Origin of the sequence: Ruegeria lacuscaerulensis (assembly GCF_013031245.1) — a bacterium.
Taxonomy (GTDB): domain Bacteria; phylum Pseudomonadota; class Alphaproteobacteria; order Rhodobacterales; family Rhodobacteraceae; genus Ruegeria; species Ruegeria lacuscaerulensis_C.
Genome location: NZ_WPZL01000017.1, coordinates 47853 through 64171 on the forward strand (window position 1 = coordinate 47853; position 16319 = coordinate 64171).

24 protein-coding genes are annotated in these 16319 nt (G+C 58.3%); 14 read left to right on the forward strand and 10 right to left on the reverse strand.

Annotated elements, in window-relative coordinates; genetic code table 11:
• Positions 1-50 precede the first annotated feature (50 nt).
• Positions 51-413: a response regulator transcription factor gene (locus tag GOX66_RS17270; RefSeq protein ID WP_170763991.1), complete on the forward strand. Its 363-nt coding sequence runs from the start codon at positions 51-53 to the stop codon at positions 411-413.
• On the opposite strand, the gene GOX66_RS17275 is transcribed toward GOX66_RS17270, so the two are convergent.
• On the reverse strand, positions 395-1384 hold the full coding sequence (locus GOX66_RS17275; RefSeq protein WP_170763992.1) for a glutathione S-transferase family protein: 990 nt from the start codon (positions 1382-1384) through the stop codon (positions 395-397). The genes GOX66_RS17270 and GOX66_RS17275 overlap by 19 nt on opposite strands.
• A gap of 212 nt (positions 1385-1596) precedes the next feature.
• Between GOX66_RS17275 and GOX66_RS17280 the strand changes: the two genes are divergently transcribed.
• Complete coding sequence (locus GOX66_RS17280) at positions 1597-1950, forward strand: hypothetical protein (RefSeq protein ID WP_170763993.1); 354 nt, start codon at positions 1597-1599, stop codon at positions 1948-1950.
• Here the strand turns inward: GOX66_RS17280 and GOX66_RS17285 are convergent.
• Both GOX66_RS17285 and GOX66_RS17290 read right to left on the reverse strand, forming a co-directional pair.
• Entirely contained in the window at positions 1947-2378 is a 432-nt protein-coding gene (locus GOX66_RS17285; RefSeq protein WP_170763994.1) for a L,D-transpeptidase family protein, read from the reverse strand. The genes GOX66_RS17280 and GOX66_RS17285 overlap by 4 nt on opposite strands.
• A 99-nt stretch (positions 2379-2477) precedes the next feature.
• Positions 2478-3650 (reverse strand): MalY/PatB family protein, encoded by a 1173-nt coding sequence (locus GOX66_RS17290; RefSeq protein WP_170763995.1) that lies wholly within the window; start codon positions 3648-3650, stop codon positions 2478-2480.
• 94 nt (positions 3651-3744) lie between these two features.
• On the opposite strand from GOX66_RS17290, the gene def (GOX66_RS17295) reads away from it, so the two are divergent.
• Genes def (GOX66_RS17295) through GOX66_RS25870 form a run of 5 tightly spaced genes read left to right on the forward strand, consistent with a single transcriptional unit; the run spans position 3745 to position 6170 of the window.
• Entirely contained in the window at positions 3745-4263 is a 519-nt protein-coding gene (def, locus tag GOX66_RS17295; protein ID WP_170763996.1) for a peptide deformylase, read from the forward strand.
• Positions 4260-4754 carry a peptide deformylase gene (gene def / locus GOX66_RS17300; RefSeq protein ID WP_170763997.1) on the forward strand — a complete coding sequence of 165 codons (495 nt, stop codon included), beginning with the start codon at positions 4260-4262 and terminating at the stop codon, positions 4752-4754. The genes def (GOX66_RS17295) and def (GOX66_RS17300) overlap by 4 nt, the downstream gene beginning before the upstream one ends.
• Positions 4755-4756: 2 nt before the next feature.
• A complete protein-coding gene (fmt, locus tag GOX66_RS17305) occupies positions 4757-5662 on the forward strand; it encodes a methionyl-tRNA formyltransferase (RefSeq protein ID WP_170763998.1) in 906 nt (301 codons plus the stop codon).
• A 15-nt stretch (positions 5663-5677) separates the two neighbouring features.
• The gene (locus GOX66_RS17310; RefSeq protein WP_170763999.1) at positions 5678-5932 is read left to right on the forward strand and encodes a hypothetical protein; all 255 of its coding nucleotides are present in this window, start codon (positions 5678-5680) and stop codon (positions 5930-5932) included.
• Position 5933: 1 nt separating this feature from the next.
• Positions 5934-6170, forward strand: coding sequence for a GlsB/YeaQ/YmgE family stress response membrane protein (locus tag GOX66_RS25870; protein ID WP_170764000.1), 237 nt, complete (start codon positions 5934-5936; stop codon positions 6168-6170).
• Between the two features lie 19 nt (positions 6171-6189).
• Here the strand turns inward: GOX66_RS25870 and GOX66_RS17320 are convergent, their stop codons facing one another.
• From GOX66_RS17320 to GOX66_RS17350, 7 genes are all read right to left on the reverse strand, one after another.
• Positions 6190-6561 carry a YybH family protein gene (locus GOX66_RS17320; RefSeq protein WP_170764001.1) on the reverse strand — a complete coding sequence of 124 codons (372 nt, stop codon included), beginning with the start codon at positions 6559-6561 and terminating at the stop codon, positions 6190-6192.
• 79 nt (positions 6562-6640) lie between these two features.
• The gene (locus tag GOX66_RS17325) at positions 6641-7264 is read right to left on the reverse strand and encodes a TRIC cation channel family protein (RefSeq protein ID WP_170764002.1); all 624 of its coding nucleotides are present in this window, start codon (positions 7262-7264) and stop codon (positions 6641-6643) included.
• Positions 7261-7728 (reverse strand): ribonuclease HI, encoded by a 468-nt coding sequence (gene rnhA / locus GOX66_RS17330; protein ID WP_170764003.1) that lies wholly within the window; start codon positions 7726-7728, stop codon positions 7261-7263. Before rnhA ends, GOX66_RS17325 begins: the two co-directional genes overlap by 4 nt.
• Positions 7721-8308: a class I SAM-dependent methyltransferase gene (locus tag GOX66_RS17335; RefSeq protein ID WP_336509497.1), complete on the reverse strand. Its 588-nt coding sequence runs from the start codon at positions 8306-8308 to the stop codon at positions 7721-7723. Before GOX66_RS17335 ends, rnhA begins: the two co-directional genes overlap by 8 nt.
• Entirely contained in the window at positions 8305-8757 is a 453-nt protein-coding gene (locus GOX66_RS17340; RefSeq protein WP_170764005.1) for a DUF3429 domain-containing protein, read from the reverse strand. The genes GOX66_RS17335 and GOX66_RS17340 overlap by 4 nt, the downstream gene beginning before the upstream one ends.
• The gene (gene ispH, locus GOX66_RS17345; protein WP_170764006.1) at positions 8754-9704 is read right to left on the reverse strand and encodes a 4-hydroxy-3-methylbut-2-enyl diphosphate reductase; all 951 of its coding nucleotides are present in this window, start codon (positions 9702-9704) and stop codon (positions 8754-8756) included. The genes GOX66_RS17340 and ispH overlap by 4 nt, the downstream gene beginning before the upstream one ends.
• A 190-nt stretch (positions 9705-9894) precedes the next feature.
• Positions 9895-10470, reverse strand: a complete 576-nt coding sequence (locus tag GOX66_RS17350) for a LabA-like NYN domain-containing protein (RefSeq protein WP_058283597.1) — start codon at positions 10468-10470, stop codon at positions 9895-9897.
• A 139-nt stretch (positions 10471-10609) separates the two neighbouring features.
• On the opposite strand from GOX66_RS17350, the gene folK reads away from it, so the two are divergent.
• The 7 genes from folK to GOX66_RS17385 all read left to right on the forward strand — a co-directional run bounded on the left by folK (position 10610) and on the right by GOX66_RS17385 (position 16318).
• Complete coding sequence (gene folK, locus GOX66_RS17355; RefSeq protein WP_170764007.1) at positions 10610-11179, forward strand: 2-amino-4-hydroxy-6-hydroxymethyldihydropteridine diphosphokinase; 570 nt, start codon at positions 10610-10612, stop codon at positions 11177-11179.
• 94 nt (positions 11180-11273) lie between these two features.
• Positions 11274-11627 (forward strand): DNA-directed RNA polymerase subunit omega, encoded by a 354-nt coding sequence (gene rpoZ, locus GOX66_RS17360; protein WP_010437681.1) that lies wholly within the window; start codon positions 11274-11276, stop codon positions 11625-11627.
• 26 nt (positions 11628-11653) lie between these two features.
• Entirely contained in the window at positions 11654-13786 is a 2133-nt protein-coding gene (locus tag GOX66_RS17365) for a RelA/SpoT family protein (protein ID WP_170764008.1), read from the forward strand.
• 16 nt (positions 13787-13802) lie between these two features.
• Complete coding sequence (locus GOX66_RS17370; RefSeq protein WP_170764009.1) at positions 13803-14501, forward strand: DUF2062 domain-containing protein; 699 nt, start codon at positions 13803-13805, stop codon at positions 14499-14501.
• Positions 14494-15240, forward strand: a complete 747-nt coding sequence (locus GOX66_RS17375) for a pyridoxine 5'-phosphate synthase (protein ID WP_170764010.1) — start codon at positions 14494-14496, stop codon at positions 15238-15240. The genes GOX66_RS17370 and GOX66_RS17375 overlap by 8 nt, the downstream gene beginning before the upstream one ends.
• Positions 15237-15857, forward strand: coding sequence for a LysE family translocator (locus tag GOX66_RS17380; protein ID WP_170764011.1), 621 nt, complete (start codon positions 15237-15239; stop codon positions 15855-15857). The genes GOX66_RS17375 and GOX66_RS17380 overlap by 4 nt, the downstream gene beginning before the upstream one ends.
• On the forward strand, positions 15857-16318 hold the full coding sequence (locus GOX66_RS17385; RefSeq protein WP_170764012.1) for a hypothetical protein: 462 nt from the start codon (positions 15857-15859) through the stop codon (positions 16316-16318). The genes GOX66_RS17380 and GOX66_RS17385 overlap by 1 nt, the downstream gene beginning before the upstream one ends.
• Position 16319 lies beyond the last annotated feature (1 nt).

A 16319-nucleotide genomic window follows, 5' to 3' on the forward strand; every position in this document is an offset into this window, starting at 1 on the left:
TCCACGGGGGTCGGCACCACATGCTCTACTAAGTGCCGAGGTTGTTGCAAATGAATGTTTTGATTGTTGAGAGTAATCCCGATCTTGGTCGGGTCTGGAAAAGACATCTGGAAAGGCACGGCGCCGAGGTTACGCTTGTCGCCGGGCAAGAGGCCGCGATCCTGGCGCTGTATGGCCAGGATTTTGATATCATTGTGCTGGATCTGGTGCTGGAGACAGGCAGCGCGCTGGCTGTTGCCGATTTCGCAAGCTACCGCCGGCCTGAGGCCCGGGTGATCTTCGTCACCAATACCACCTTCTTCTCGGATGGTTCGATCTTTGCCCATAGCCCGAATGCCTGCGCCTATGTGCAGAGCGCGACGCCGCCAGAGGATCTGGCGGCGATGGTGGAGCATTACGCGGCAGGCCGCTGACCGCGCCCGTGCGGCTCGAGGTAATCCAGAATTGGGTTCGTCGGTATGATCCGGTTCGGGTTAATGGTGTCGTGGCTAAAGTGATAATGGCGCACTATGTGGTTCATGTTCACCGTCGACGCAACACCTGGCCATTGGTACAGCTCGCGAGTGTAAGCCCAGAGGTTCGGGTAATCGATCAGGCGCCGCCGGTTGCATTTGAAATGCAGATGATAGACCGGATCGAACCGGATCAAAGTGGTGAACAGCCGCCAGTCGGCCTCGGTCACGCGGTCACCCATCAGATAACGGTTTGAGCTTAGACGTTCCTCGAGCCAATCCAGCGTTTCGAACAGGGGATGCACTGCGGCGTCATAGGCCTCTTGTGTGGTGGCAAAGCCGGCTTTGTAAACGCCGTTGTTTACGTCGGAATAGATACGCGCGTTCACCTCTTCGATCGCGTCACGCATCGCCTCGGGCCAGTAATCGTCGGTGTTTCCGGTGATCCCGTCGAAAGCCGAATTGAACATGCGGATGATTTCGGAGCTTTCGTTTGAGGCGATCGTTTGTTGTTTCTTGTCCCAAAGGATCGGCACGGTCACGCGCCCCGAATAGTTGGGGTCGGCTTTGGTGTAAATCTGATGAGCGTAACCCAGCCCGTTCAGGTCGTCTCCGGTCGCGCCGTGTGCGTCGGTTTCAAAAGTCCAGCCCTTGTCCAGCATGTCTGGGTGTACAACCGACACCGAAACCAGTTCGCTCAGCCCCTTTAACTCGCGGAAGATCAGCGTGCGATGCGCCCACGGGCACGCATAGCTGACATAGAGATGATAGCGGTCGGGCTCGGCTTTGAACCCACCCTTGCCAGAGGGGCCAGCGCTGCCATCTGCGGTTACCCAGTTTCTAAATTGCGCGGCGCTGCGTTTGAACGCTCCGCCGGTCGATTTCGTGTCATACCAGGTGTCGCGCCATTTGCCGTCGACCAACAGGCCCATCTCAAATCCTCCGCATAGCGATTTCAACAAACATAGGGAGTCGCGACGCGGCTTCCTATGCGAGACAACGCGCACCGGGCCTGCGTTTGTGCACAGGATCAGTTAGGATTTCCGCGCAACAGATTGAATTCGGCCCGCATCTCAGGACCCGCTTCACTGGATTTTTACAGTTGTTCCGGCACAATAGAGTCCATTGCCGAAGGAAATTGATTATGACGACCTATGTTTCAAAGGAAATTAGCGCTGAATTGGATGCGGCGCGAATCGCGGGTCTGAAGAAGACCAGCCGCCTTCGTGTTGAGTTTGGCGACAATACCTTCAAGATACTGAGATTGTGGAAGGATGGATTCACGGTTGAGGCAGCAACCACGCCTCAACTACGCGGTCTTGTCGATATCTACGATGGTGCGCGCCATTTATATCAATGCCTGATCATCGCGGATGAAGATCAAGCCGGTGAGATGCGCTATGAGTTCAAGCGCAGCACCGCTGCGGCGGACAAGGCGCCGTTGGACTTCTACCGCGATCCAGACGCACCAATTGCGTTGCTTGGGCACGAGGACTAGGGGCGGATTTCCACTACGGTACCGTTTGGGGTCAGACTCCAAAGTTGCGCGATTTCGGAGTTCGAAAGCGCGATGCAGCCAGCAGTCCAGTCACCGGGCAGCGTGATGCCTGTGACCCCATTCGGCTGGCCGTGAATGAAGATGTCCCCGCCGGGGTCAATTCCCTGACTTTGCCCGCGTTCGATATCCTCCGGCAGGGGATAATCGATCCCTAGCGAAAGATGGAAGGCGCTCCGCGGATTACGCCGATCGATCCTGAAAATCCCGACCGGAGTCTTTCCGTCCTCTTCCTGTTGTTTGTCGCCCTCAGGTGCGAACCCCAGCGCCACGTCCGCTTGCATGACGACGGCACCGTCCAGAGAAGCGGTTAATCTGCGCGCGGATTTTTCGATCAGAATGTGGTCGATCTGCGTAGCCTGTGGTGCCATGGGCGGGGCGGGCGGTCGAGGACCGAAACGGTGCCAACCGTTCCACGCGGTGCCAGCCAGAACGACTGCCAGAGATATGAGCGCGAGCCGCCGCACGCTCTACTGCAGATCGGCGAATGCGCGTTTCAATCGTTCGCACGCGTCCTCGACCCGCGCGCGCTGCGTGGCCAGGTTAAACCGCTCGAAAGTCTCTCCGCCCGTGCCAAAGCCGGGGCCGGAAGATGTGGCGATTTTTGCATCCTCGCGCAGGCGTCGGACGAATTCGTCGTGGTTCATTCCGGTGCCCGAGAAATCGACCCAGGCCAGAAAAGTCGCCTGCAGAGGCATGGACCACAAACCGGGGATTTCAGCGATGGTGGCGTCAAAAACTTCGCGGTTGCCCAACAGGTGCGCGATCTGCTCATCGACCCATGCAGCCCCTTCCGGAGAATAGGCGGCAGTGATCATCGCTACGCCCAGCGCGCTGGGATCGTAGTCCAGCGTTTGTATCCGGTGCCGCATGGCCGCGCGCAGTTTAGGATCGGGGATGATCATGTTGCCCGTTCGCTGCCCGGCGATGTTGAACGTTTTGGACGCCGCTGTCAGTGTAACTGTCCATGGCCGCGCATCGGGTGCGGCGACATCCATCGGCACAAAGGTGTATCCGGGGTAAACCAGATCGTGATGAATTTCATCCGAGACCAGAATGAGCCCGTTGCGCTCGGCGAACGCGGCCGCTGCGCGCAGTTCGTCCGGTGTCCAGACGCGACCCGAAGGGTTTTGCGGCGAGCACCACAAGAGCAGCTTTTCTGACCCGTCCAGCCGCGACTGTGCATCTTCCAGATCCAGACCGTAGGTGTCGCCCTGACGCACCAACGGACATTCGACCACCCGGCGTCCTGACTTGTTCACCTTGTGGGCAAACTCATGATAGACGGGGGTGAAGATGACCACGCCGTCACCCGGTTCGGTCCAGACATCCAGGCACAAAGCGATCGCATTGCCCAACCCCTGCGAGGTCAGTACCCAATCGGTGTCGATCTCCCAGTTGTGGCGGTTTTTCATCCACCACTGGACCGAAGCCAGATAGTCCGGGTGCGTCCAGGAATAGCCAAAGGCCCCGTGATCCGCCGCCTGACGAACTGCGTCAATCACACGAGGCGCTGTGGGGTAATCGGAATCCGCTGTCCACATGGCCAGCCCGTCCTCGGGCGAAACACCATACAGCTTTTCCATCTTGTCCCATTTGGAACTGTTGGTTCCCCGGCGGTCGATCAGGTCGTTGAAAGTCATGTCTTCTCCATCTGTCCTGCCGAAAGCTAGCTACAAATCCCGCAGGTGCAAGGGGGGCGTTGCGGCGGGACGCATGATGGCCTAAATCAGCCTCATGAAACGCAATATCCTGATCCATCCCGATCCCCGCCTGAAAAAGGTCTGCGCGCCGGTGGCTGACCTGTCGGACGAGCTGCGCCAGCTGGCTGATGACATGCTGGAGACGATGTACGACGCGCCCGGCATCGGTCTTGCGGCACCACAGATTGGTGTCCTTGAACGGCTGATCGTGCTGGATTGTGTCAAGGAAGAGGGCGAGACGCCGCGCCCACTGGTTATGTTCAACCCCGAGGTCATCGCGTCCTCTGATGAGACAAATGTATATGAGGAAGGCTGCCTGTCGATCCCCGAGCAATTCGCCGAGGTGACCCGCCCCAAAGTGGTGGACGTCACGTGGATGGACCGGGATGGCAACTTGCGGCAGGAAACGTTTGACGGCCTTTGGGCAACCTGCGTTCAGCATGAAATCGATCACCTGAACGGCAAGCTGTTCATTGATTACCTCAAGCCGCTGAAACGCCAGATGATTACCCGCAAGATGCAGAAGCTGAAACGAGAACGGGCTCGCGCATGACCGTCCGCACTTGCCTTCCCTGGCCCGACAAACGCCTGCGGACCAGGGCTGAAGATGTTTCCGAGATCACCGACGAAGTTCGTGCGATCTGGGACGACATGATCGACACGATGGAGGCGATGCCCGGCGTTGGCCTGGCCGGGCCTCAGATCGGGGTCATGCTGCGGCTGGCCGTGGTGGATGGCTCGACCGAGCGGGGCAGGGCGGTAAAACTGGCCAACCCGGAAATCCTTCACAGCTCGGTTGAACTGCGCGAACATGATGAGGCCAGCCCGAACTTGCCCGGTGTGTCGGCCAAGGTGAAACGCCCTCGCGCCGTGACGGTAAGGTTCCTTAATGAACAGGGTATAGTTGACCGTCGCGACTTTGTTGGGATTGAGGCCACCAGCGTTCAGCACCAGATCGACCATCTGAACGGCAAGATGTATTTCGACCGTCTCAGCAAGGTCAAACGCGACATGCTGCTGCGCAAAGCCAGGAAACAGGGGTAGAGATGCGCGTCATTTTTATGGGCACGCCCGAATTCTCGGTCCCAGTGCTGGATGCGCTGGTCGAGGCCGGGCATGAGATCGCAGCTGTATATTGCCAGCCCCCGCGCCCAGCCGGACGAGGTAAAAAGGACAGGCCGACACCGGTTCATGCGCGTGCCGAGGCCGTTGGTCTGACTGTCCGTCACCCGGTTTCCCTGAAATCCGCCGAAGAACAGGATGCTTTTGCCGCGTTGAACGCCGACGTGGCCGTGGTGGTTGCATATGGGCTGCTGCTGCCGCAGCCTATTCTGGACGCTCCCATACATGGGTGTCTGAATATTCACGCCAGTCTGCTGCCCCGATGGCGCGGCGCGGCGCCGATCCATCGGGCGATCATGGCTGGCGACGCGCAGACCGGCATCTGTATCATGCAAATGGAGGCCGGCCTGGATACCGGTCCTGTTCTGCTGCGCAAGGCCACCGACATTGGGGCCGAGGAAACCACGGAACGGCTTCACGACCGCCTGTCTGCCATGGGCGCGGAGCTGATCGTCGAGGCGTTGAGCCGATTGCCCGACCTGACGCCCGAGCCGCAGCCCGAGAACGGTGTGACCTACGCCTCGAAAATCGACAAGGCCGAAGCACGGGTGGACTGGGCCCGACCAGCGACAGAAATTGACCGCCAGATTCGGGGCCTTTCACCCTTTCCCGGGGCATGGACCGAGATCGAAGGCGACCGCGTCAAGCTGCTGGCCTCGCGGCTTGCCGAGGGGCAGGGCGCGCCCGGAGAGGTTTTGAATGACACACTCCGCGTGGCCTGTGGGGACGGGGCGATTGACCTGTTGCGTCTGCAACGGGCAGGTAAAGGTGCGCAGGATACAAGTGTGTTTTTGCTCGGCTGGCCGGTGGCCAAGGGAAGCCGGATTTGAGAGGGAACGACTGATTTGTATATGACATTGATGGGAACGGTGCTCATCGCGGCCGCCGTTGGGAGCCTCGCTGAAAAATCCGGCTTTACCCGCAACGGATACCTACAATCCATCATCATTTGTATCGGCGGCGCGTTTCTGTTTTTCTTTGCGCAAATCATGTTTGGCAGAATGTTCGGCTTTAGCCTTGCCTTTGGGTCCCCGGGCGTGAATGCCATTGTGTCATCCATCGGCGCACTGGTTATTGTGCCGACCCATTGGAGGAAGTGACGTGCCCGTGATCGCCCTGATCGTGATCGGTGCCGCAGCCGGATTTCTGGCCACCCGTCTGATGCGGATCGAAGCTGATATTCCGACGACCATGCTGATCGGCATCGTCGGTGCCCTGATGGGCGGTTTCTTGTTGCGTGCTCTGGTGACCGTGATGGGCTGGCTATCAGGCTTTGTCGGCGCGGTTCTGGGGGCGTTGCTCGTGATCTGGACCTGGCAGACCTACCTGCGGAGCTGACGTTATTCACGGCGGCGGGTCAGGGCAAGTCGCTGTTGAAGATGGATACCTTGACCTTCCACGAGCCGTCGTTTTGACGCTTTAGAATATTGACAAACTTGCCCTTTTCCGGCGGATCTGTGTCTTCGATGGCATACGATCCGACCTGGTATGCCATGTCACCTTCGACACCGTAGTCGATCAGTTCATTTGTATGCGTACCGCCGGTATTCTCGTCTATTCGAGACCGATAGGTATCTTCGAATGCTTTTCTTCCGCGCGTCATTGGTTCTCCGGGGGGTAGGAGCATGACATCTTCCGTGAAGAACGCGGCACAGGCTTTGGCATCCCCCGCGTTGAACGCCTTGTTATAGGCTTCGTCGAACTCGTTGAGTATTTTTTCCATATTCATGGGTGCCTCCCTGCGGTCGTCGAATCCGTTATTGGCATCCTGCCACACGGCGCGGCATTTCCAAAAGCACGGGGCCAGGTTACCGGCGAGGAGGGCGGCTTTTGTAGACGGGCAGTTTCCAGCCAAACAGCAGCGATCCGGCCCGCAGAGCCCAGCAGATAAGCGCGCAAGCCGCCAGCGTGACCAGTTCATCAAAACCAGACCGTGCAGCCAGCACGGCGGCCATTGCGCCAGCAAAGGCGCAGGACACATAAAGCTCCCCCTGTTTCAGGACCAGCGGAACTTCGTTGCAGACGACGTCGCGCATCAGCCCGCCCAGACAGCCGGTTGTGATTCCCATCAAAACAACAATTGTACCGGATTGTCCGAGTGACAAGGCCACGCCCGTGCCCGCTGCCACTGCTGTCGCCAGGGCAAAGCTAACCAGCCAGACCAGCCAATTGTAACGGCTTTCCACCAGATGGGCTGTAAAGAACACAAGAACAGCCGCGCCCGCGGCAATCAGGACGTAATCGGGCTGCCCGACCCAGAACACTGGATGGCGGTTCAGCAACAGGTCGCGGATCGTACCACCGCCCACCGCAGTCAAACAGGCGACAAAGCCGAACCCCACCAGATCCAGTTGCGCCCGGCTGGCCACCAGTGCGCCCGTCAGCGCAAAGATCAGAACCGAGGCATAATCCAGCAGGGCAAGTCCGTTCACGCCTGCGCCTTTTTTGGTTTGAACGGGGCCATGCCCTCTCGGGCAAGCTGGTCAGCTTTTTCGTTTTCGGGATGACCCGCGTGCCCCTTGACCCATTCCCATGTCACATCATGGCGGGCCTGCGCCTCATCCAGTCGCTGCCACAGATCGACATTCTTGACAGGCTTCTTGTGTGAGGTCTTCCAGCCGTTCCGCTTCCACCCGAACATCCACCCGGTCACGCCGTTTTTCACATAGGCACTGTCGGTGACAACCGTGATTTTCGATGCGCGCTCGAGCGTTTCCAGTGCGCTGATCGCCGCCAGCAGTTCCATACGGTTGTTAGTGGTCTCGGGTTCACCTCCGTTCAGCTCACGTTCTTTCAGGACTTTGTCACCGTCCATCGCGCGCAGCAGCACGCCCCAGCCACCGGGGCCGGGATTGCCGGAACAGGCACCATCGGTATAGGCAAACAACTCAGGCATGGGCGAGCACCAGAATGAAACTGTCATAAGACCCGGCCAACCCCGTACCCATGCCGGTGGAGATCCGGTCTATTGTGAAACCCGCTTCGGCCAGTGCAGCTTCGATTTCGGTTTGGGAGAAATAGGTATAGTGCCGGTCAAGATCGTCGCGATGCTCACCTGTTCCCAGCTTCAGGCCAAGGAAGAATATGCCCCCGGGCTTCAGTGCTTTGTGAATGGCCGCAAGGTACCGCGGGAAATCCTTGCGCGGGGCGTGCAGCAGCGAAAAGCTGGCATAGATGCCGTCGTATTCCGCCTCTTCGGTCACATCGTCAAATGTGGCCAGATGGGCATCCACGCCGTGTTCACGTGCGTATTCGACAAAGGCCGGCGTTGCATCCAGCGCGCGTACCTTCAGCCCTTCACGCAGGAAGAACGCGCTGTCTGATCCGGGACCCGCCCCCAGATCCAGAACATAACCGCCTTCAACAATGGCCTCGGCAAATGCCATGCGGGCCTCGATCTGTTCCGGGGGCAAGGGAATGCTCAGGTACTCGGCCACACGGGTCGTATAGGCGTTGATCGTTTTTTTATCGGTCACAGATACACTCCGACAGCGAGGCATAGCAGGGCGACGACGGTCAGCAGTAGTCGCAGTTTCAGCCACCAGGTGGGTGTCAGTCGCCAATACGAAAAGATGGCATCCAGCACCAGCAATCCGGCAAAGCCGTACATCAGGTTGATTCCGGCACTAACCGGTCCACCACCTGTTTTCAAAAACGCCCACAATGCGGGCAGGACGGACATAGCATAGCACGTCGCCGCCTTGCTGCCCGAGGTCTTGGTGGCGAACCCCCACAGAACGCCGGACATGAAGCTTAGGATAACCGAGCCGTAGAACAGTTGCACATATGGTCCCACGAACCGCGGTCCCAATGCCTGTCTGCCCCAGTCATTCAAATCACCATTCAGGTAGGTCAAAGCGCCCCAGGCAAAAGGGATCAAACCTGCCAGACCCAGAAAGAACGGCGCCCTTGGTACGCCGCTCATGCAGGTTCTCTAAGCACACGCGGCACTTTGAATTCAACATTTTCGACGGCAGTCTCAACCATCTCGACCGTGACATCGAAATGATTACGAAAGGCATCAATCACCTCATTGACCAGCACCTCCGGCGCTGATGCGCCTGCCGTGATGGCAACGGATGAAATCCCCTCCAGCGCCCGCCAGTCGATATCGACAGCCCGTTGCACCAGCTGCGCATAATTGCATCCGGCGCGCGAGGCGACTTCGACGAGGCGGCGCGAGTTGGACGAGTTTGGCGCGCCCACGACCAACAGAGCGTCTGACATTGGGGCCACCGCTTTGACGGCCTCTTGCCGGTTGGTGGTTGCGTAGCAGATGTCTTCCTTGTGCGGGCCGACAATAGCCGGGAACCGCGCTTCGAGTGCAGCTACGATGTCCTTGGTGTCGTCCACCGACAGGGTTGTCTGGGTGACAAAGGCCAGTTTGCCGGGATCGCGCACCGGCACAGTGGCTACATCTTCGACGGTCTCGACCAGCAGTACCTCGCCTTCAGGCAGTTGACCCATGGTGCCGACGGTCTCGGGGTGGCCTTTGTGGCCGATCATGATCATCTGCAAGCCGGCATCCGCATGACGCTGTGCTTCGACATGCACCTTGGACACGAGAGGACAGGTTGCGTCCACATAAATCATCTCGCGCTGCGCCGCCGTTGCGGGGACGGATTTCGGTACGCCATGGGCGGAAAAAATGACCGGGCGGTCATCGGGGCATTCGTCCAATTCTTCGACAAAAACCGCACCCTTGGCGCGCAGCCCGTCGACGACAAATTTGTTGTGCACGATTTCGTGGCGCACATAAACCGGCGCCCCCCATTTCTGCAGCGCCATTTCGACGATCTTGATCGCCCGGTCGACACCGGCGCAAAACCCGCGCGGGGCGGCTAGGTAAAGGGTCAGGGGCGGGTTGGTCATGTCGTGATCTCCATAGGCCACAGGTAAGTCTTTTCGTGGCCATGGTCCAGACAGGTCCTTGTCATTTCACTGACAAGAATCGGTGCTAACCAATAGGTGTTTGAGCACCTGTTCCTAGTTAAAAAGGCGCGGTCAGGATGTGATATCCCGACCGCGCCGCATTCTTTTCCCGGTAGTGAGTGGCCGGGACCTATTGTCCGCCAGCCGCCGCGACGCTGCGCGGTTCCATAGGCATCTCGCGCGGAGGCCGCCCGATCACGTCGCGCAGGTCTTCCAGTTCGATGAAATTATCGGCCTGACGACGCAGTTCGTCCGAAATCATCGGCGGCTGGCTCCGGATGGTCGAAACCACCGAAACGCGCACGCCCTGTCGCTGCAGGCTGGCTATCAGCGGGCGGAAATCCCCATCGCCCGAGAATAGCACAATATGATCAACACGCGGCGCAAGTTCCATGGCATCGACAGTAAGCTCGATATCCATGTTTCCTTTGACCTTCCGGCGCCCCATGCTGTCGGTGTATTCCTTGGCCGGTTTTGTCACCATGGTGAAGCCGTTGTAATGCAGCCAGTCAACCAGCGGGCGGATCGGCGAATACTCGTCGTTTTCCAGTAGCGCTGTATAGTAAAAAGCTCTGAGCATTTTGCCGCGTCGCATGAACTCTTGGCGCAGCAATTTGTAGTCGATATCAAACCCCAGTGCTTTTGCGGCCGCATAAAGATTCGAGCCATCGATGAACAGCGCTAGCCGTTCGTCTTTATAAAACATAAATAGATCCTTCCGGTACAAACCAGTGCGCCGGGTGTTACGTGAGTGAGTTAGGAAATAAACGGCGCTCTGATATGCCTATAATTAGGGCTTTTAATATGTACCGCAAGTATGCAATTCGCCGAATATTGGGAGTAAAATGAGCAAATCGACGTCAGAAGCCCTCATTGCACTGGGCGCAAATCTCAATTTGAGAGACTCTGGGCCCAAGGTGACACTTCAAAGGGCGATTGACGCCATTTTGCGTCAGGGAGTGGTGATTCGCGCAGTCAGTCGCTTCTACGAGACTCCTTGTTTTCCCGCCGGTGCCGGTCCGGACTATGTGAACGCGGCAGCCCTGATTGAGACAGAAATGTCCCCTGCCGAGCTGCTGAACCTGCTGCATGAGGTCGAGCGCGAATTTGGTCGTGAGCGGGTGCAAAGATGGGGCATGCGTACCCTGGATCTTGATCTGGTATTGTATGGTGATCTTGTCCTGCCGGATCACGCCGAATTTGACAGGTGGCTGACATTGGCGCCTGAAGCACAGAAAGAGCAGGCCCCGGACACGTTGATCTTGCCGCACCCGCGCCTTCAGGATCGGGCCTTTGTTCTGGTTCCGATGGCAGATGTAACCCCCGGCTGGCGCCATCCGGTGCTGGGTCGGACAGTTACCGAAATGCTTTCGGACCTGCCCGCCGAAGACGTCGCGGCAGTCACCCCGTTGTAATCGGTCGGATTGCGGCATTTCTCGCTTGTCAAGGCAGAGATTCGCCCTTAGATAAACGTCTTCCTGACATGGATTCAGAAACGGAGAGCGCCCCATGGCCCGCGTGACGGTTGAAGATTGCGTAGACAAGGTTCCGAACCGGTTCGAACTGGTGATGCTTGCCGCCCATCGTGCGCGCGAGATTTCCGCCGGCGGTCCGATCACCGTGGACCGTGACAACGACAAAAACCCCGTCGTGTCGCTGCGCGAGATCGCCGACGAAACCCAAAGCGCTGACGAGCTGCGCGAACGCCTGATTGAGGCCAACCAGACTCAGATTGAGGTGGACGAGCCGGAAGAAGATCAGATGGCTCTGCTGATGGGTGCTGAATCGGACAAACCAGCCGATGACGATATGTCCGAAGAGAAGCTGCTGCGCGCTCTGATGGAGGCTCAAGGCCAGGGGTAACCCCCGAAAATGAAGGTGCGGACCGGATGATTTCTGCTGACGACCTGATTGCGCTGGTCCGCAACTACAACCCCAAGACAAATGCCGAGCGCATCGCCCGTGCCTACGAGTTCGGCAAGCAGATGCACGAAGGCCAGTTCCGCCATTCCGGCGAACCCTATTTTTCCCATCCCGTTGCCGTTGCCGCCATCCTGACCGAACAGCGTTTGGATGATGCGACCATTATCACGGCGCTGCTGCACGACACGATTGAGGACACCAAAGCCAATTACAGCAAAGTGTCCGAGTTGTTCGGGGAAGAGGTCGCCAAGCTGGTCGACGGCGTCACCAAGCTGACCAACCTGCAGCTTTCCAGCCGCGAAACGAAGCAGGCCGAGAATTTCCGCAAGCTGTTCATGGCCATGTCCAAGGACTTGCGGGTCATTCTGGTCAAACTTGCGGACCGCCTGCACAACATGCGCACGATCAAGGCGATGCGGCCCGAGAAACAGGTCGTTAAGGCGCGCGAGACGATGGATATCTACGCTCCGCTTGCAGGTCGCATGGGTATGCAATGGATGCGTGAGGAACTGGAGGATCTTGCTTTCCGTGTCCTCAACCCCGAAGGCCGCCAGTCGATCATTCGCCGCTTTATCACTCTGCAACGCGAAACCGGCGACGTGATCCACCGGATCACCGGTGACATGCGGCATGAGCTCGAAAAAGCGGGAATTGACGCCGAAGTGTTTGGCCGCGCCAAAAAACCTTATTCGATCTGGCGCAAGATGCAGGAAAAGGATCAGGGTTTCTCGCGTCTGTCCGACATCTATGGCTTCCGTATCATCACCCAGTCCGAAGAAGACTGTTACCGCACTCTTGGCGCGATCCACCAGCGCTGGCGCGCTGTGCCGGGTCGGTTCAAGGACTATATAAGTCAGCCGAAATCGAATGGATATCGTTCAATCCACACCACGGTCTCGGGTCGCGATGGCAAACGGGTCGAGGTGCAGATTCGCACCCGCCAGATGCATGACGTGGCCGAAACCGGCGTTGCGGCGCACTGGTCCTATCGCGACGGTGTGCGCTCGGAAAACCCCTTTGCCGTTGACCCGGCAAAGTGGATTGCCAATCTGACCGAGCAGTTCGACAGCGAGGAGGATCACGAAGACTTCCTCGAAGCCGTCAAACTGGAAATGTACTCCGACCAGGTGTTCTGCTTCACGCCCAAGGGTGACGTGGTAAAACTGCCACGTGGAGCGACGCCGATTGATTTTGCCTATGCGATCCACACCCGGATCGGCCATGCCTGTGTGGGCGCCAAGGTGGATGGCATCCGCGTGCCCCTATGGACCCGGATCAAGAACGGACAATCGGTGGATATCATAACAGCCGATGGTCAGACACCGCAGGTCACATGGCTTGAGATTGCCGTTACCGGCAAAGCCCGCACCGCCATCCGCCGCGCCCTGCGCGAGGTGGACCGCGAACGCTTTATCAAACTGGGCAAAGAGCTGGCCCGGTCCGGGTTCGAAAACGTGGGTCGTAAGGCCACCGATAAGGCCCTCGACACGGCCGCCAAGCATTTGCGTCTGAAGGACCGGCACGAGCTGCTGGCGCGCCTCGGCAGCGCCGAACTGACCGCCCACGACGTCGTCAGCGCGGTCTACCCCGAACTTACACAGGACGAAGGCGACGCGATACCGCTGCGCCGCGCGGTGATCGGTCTTGAGCCGGGGCAGAAATTCGAACGCGCGCCCTGCTGTCAGCCGCTGCCGGGTGAGCGCATCGTAGGCATCACCTATAGGGGCAAGGGCGTGGTCGTGCACGCCATCGATTGTGACCGTCTGTCCGATTACGAAGGCGAACCCGACCGATGGGTCGATCTGCACTGGCACTCGGGGACGCACCCTGCGGTCTATGGTGCGACGCTGGACGTGACCATTGGCAACGATGCCGGTGTGCTGGGACGTATCTGCACGTTGATCGGTGAGAAAAAGGCCAATATCTCGAACCTGGAATTCGTCGATCGCAAACCGGATTTTTACCGTCTTCTGGTCAGTGTCGAGTTGCGCGATCTGGAGCAGCTGCATTCGCTGATGCTGATGCTTGAGGCCGAAAGCGACGTTGCCGCGGTCGAACGATTCAGAGACAGGACCAAACCCGCCGTTGCGGCTGGCTGAGAAGGGGTGATCAGGAGTGGTATTCAAGCGCCGAGATCGACGCTCGCCTGTCCAGATCGCTTCGGAATTCGTCTATCCCCGTGGCGGATGGACCCGGGCCTTTCACTATGTCAAACACCGCGTCCGTCGCCTGCCGGATTCCCCTGAACGCATCGCGCGCGGGATCGGGGCGGGGGTCTTTGCTGCGTTCACGCCGTTCTACGGGCTGCATTTCGTGGTCGCCGCAGTGCTGGCCCGCCTGATCAACGGCAATATTCTGGCCGCGCTTAGCGGGACGTTCTTCGGCAATCCTCTTACCTATGTACCCATAGGTGTCGTCTGCCTGCAGACCGGGCATTATTTGCTGGGGACCGAGTTTCAGGAAGGCGACACGCATGGTCTGATGGGCAAATTCGCAAATGCGATCGGGGATCTTAAGGACAACCTGATCGCTGTGTTTACCGACCGGGTGGCTGATTGGCACGGTTTGGGTATCTTCTACCGCGAGGTGTTCTACCCTTATCTGATCGGCGGCATCTTTCCCGGTATTCTGGCCGGAATAGTCTGCTTTTACCTTAGTCTGCCGCTGATCCGCACCTATCAGCAACGCCGCCGCGATAAGATCAAAGCGAAGTTCGAGGAAATCAAGCGTTTGGCCGAAACCAAGACTGCCGTTCCTGTGACAAACCCGCTAGGCTCGGGCCAAAATTCGGGAAAGGAATCTAGCGATGTCTGACAAACTCCTGCGTCTGGGCGTGAATATCGATCACGTGGCCACCGTCCGCAACGCTCGTGGCGGAGCTTATCCCGACCCGCTGCGTGCCGCCAAACTGGCCGAGGATGCCGGTGCCGATGGTATCACCGCACACCTGCGCGAAGACCGCCGCCACATCTCGGACGCTGATATCGACGGGCTGATGGAGGTCTTGTCGGTGCCGCTGAACTTTGAAATGGCGGCAACTCCCGAGATGCAGAAAATCGCACTGCGCCACAAGCCACATGCCGTTTGCATTGTCCCGGAAAAGCGCGAGGAACGCACCACGGAAGGCGGTCTTGAAGTGGCGCGCGAGGAAAACAAGCTGGCCCATTACATCGCCCCTCTGCGTGAGGCAGGGTGCCGCGTGTCCATCTTCATCGCCGCCGACCAGCGTCAGATCGAGGCCGCCCATCGCATCGGCGCTGAGGTCATTGAATTGCACACCGGTGCCTATTGCGACGCCCATGCCGAAGGTCGCATGGACGAGGCCTCGAGCGAGTTGGAATCTCTGCGCGAGATGTCTGCCTTCGCCCATTCGCTGGGGCTGGAAGTCCACGCGGGCCACGGCCTGACCTACGACACGGTGAAACCCGTTGCCGCCTTCCCTGAAGTGCGCGAGCTGAACATTGGCCATTTCCTGATCGGCGAGTCGATTTTCCTTGGGCTCACCCCGGCAATTGCCGAGATGCGCCGCCTGATGGATGAGGCGCGAGCATGATCACGCCCGGCTTTGTCGCCATCTGGTTCGCCTGGTTGATGGCCGGGGGCTCTCCGGGACCAGCGACAATGGGTATTGCCGGCACCGCGATGAACGAAGGCCGCACTGCCGGTCTTGCCTTTGCACTGGGTATCTGCGCGGGGTCTGCTGCCTGGGGCATCGCCGCAGCGCTTGGATTGTCCGCAATTATGCTTGCCAATGTCTGGGTGTTCGAGGTCATCCGCTATGTCGGCGTGGCTTATCTGGGTTGGCTGGCCTTGAAAGCCCTGCGCCGGGCCATGACCTCAGATGTAGTGGCGTTAGGGAAACCGGTCAAAGGCTCGCTTGGCACGATCTTCGCCAAGGGTGCAGCCATTCACCTGACCAATCCCAAAGCAATCCTCAGTTGGGGGTCGATCTATGCGATCGTCGCGCCAAATGATTCCAGCCTCGCGATGCTGCTCGGCTATTTTTCAATGCTCTATGCAGGCTCACTGCTGATCTTCATCGGCTACGCGTTCCTTTTCTCGTCAGAGCGCATGGTCCGCGCCTACAGATGTGCCCGCCGCTGGTTCGATCTGGCCTTTGCGGGGTTCTTCGGGGTGGCGAGTTATAAGATTTTGACGGTGCGGTTGTAGTGATTGACACGTCTAAAAAATACGACCGGGCTTTGTTGTTCAACCGCTTCCGCTTCTTGGCTTTCTTCGTGATGTTCCAGTTTCTTTGGGTTTCCAAAGAAGGCACAACAATATTTGGTTTCGATGCAGCCTTCTTCTTTCCAGTTAAGGTATTTGTTCTACCGATTGCTTTGGCGACCATTCTCGAGACGTCTCGGATTTTTAAGCGATACCCTGAACCCGTTTCTGACTTTGCATTGTGGTACAACGCTGCGTACATGGTGTGCTTAGCGGTCGCTGTGTGGTGGGTTGTTCAGATTTCGGTTCTAATTTACGTGATGACCCACGGAGGACAGTTGGATATTTCAGCTATTTTGAAGGGGAACGGAATCCTTCTGATTTGGGCGATAGTATCCATCGGAATCTGTCGTTACTGGCTGTGGATGGAAACCACTGTATTTCAGGCGCGAAGTGCATCTTAGA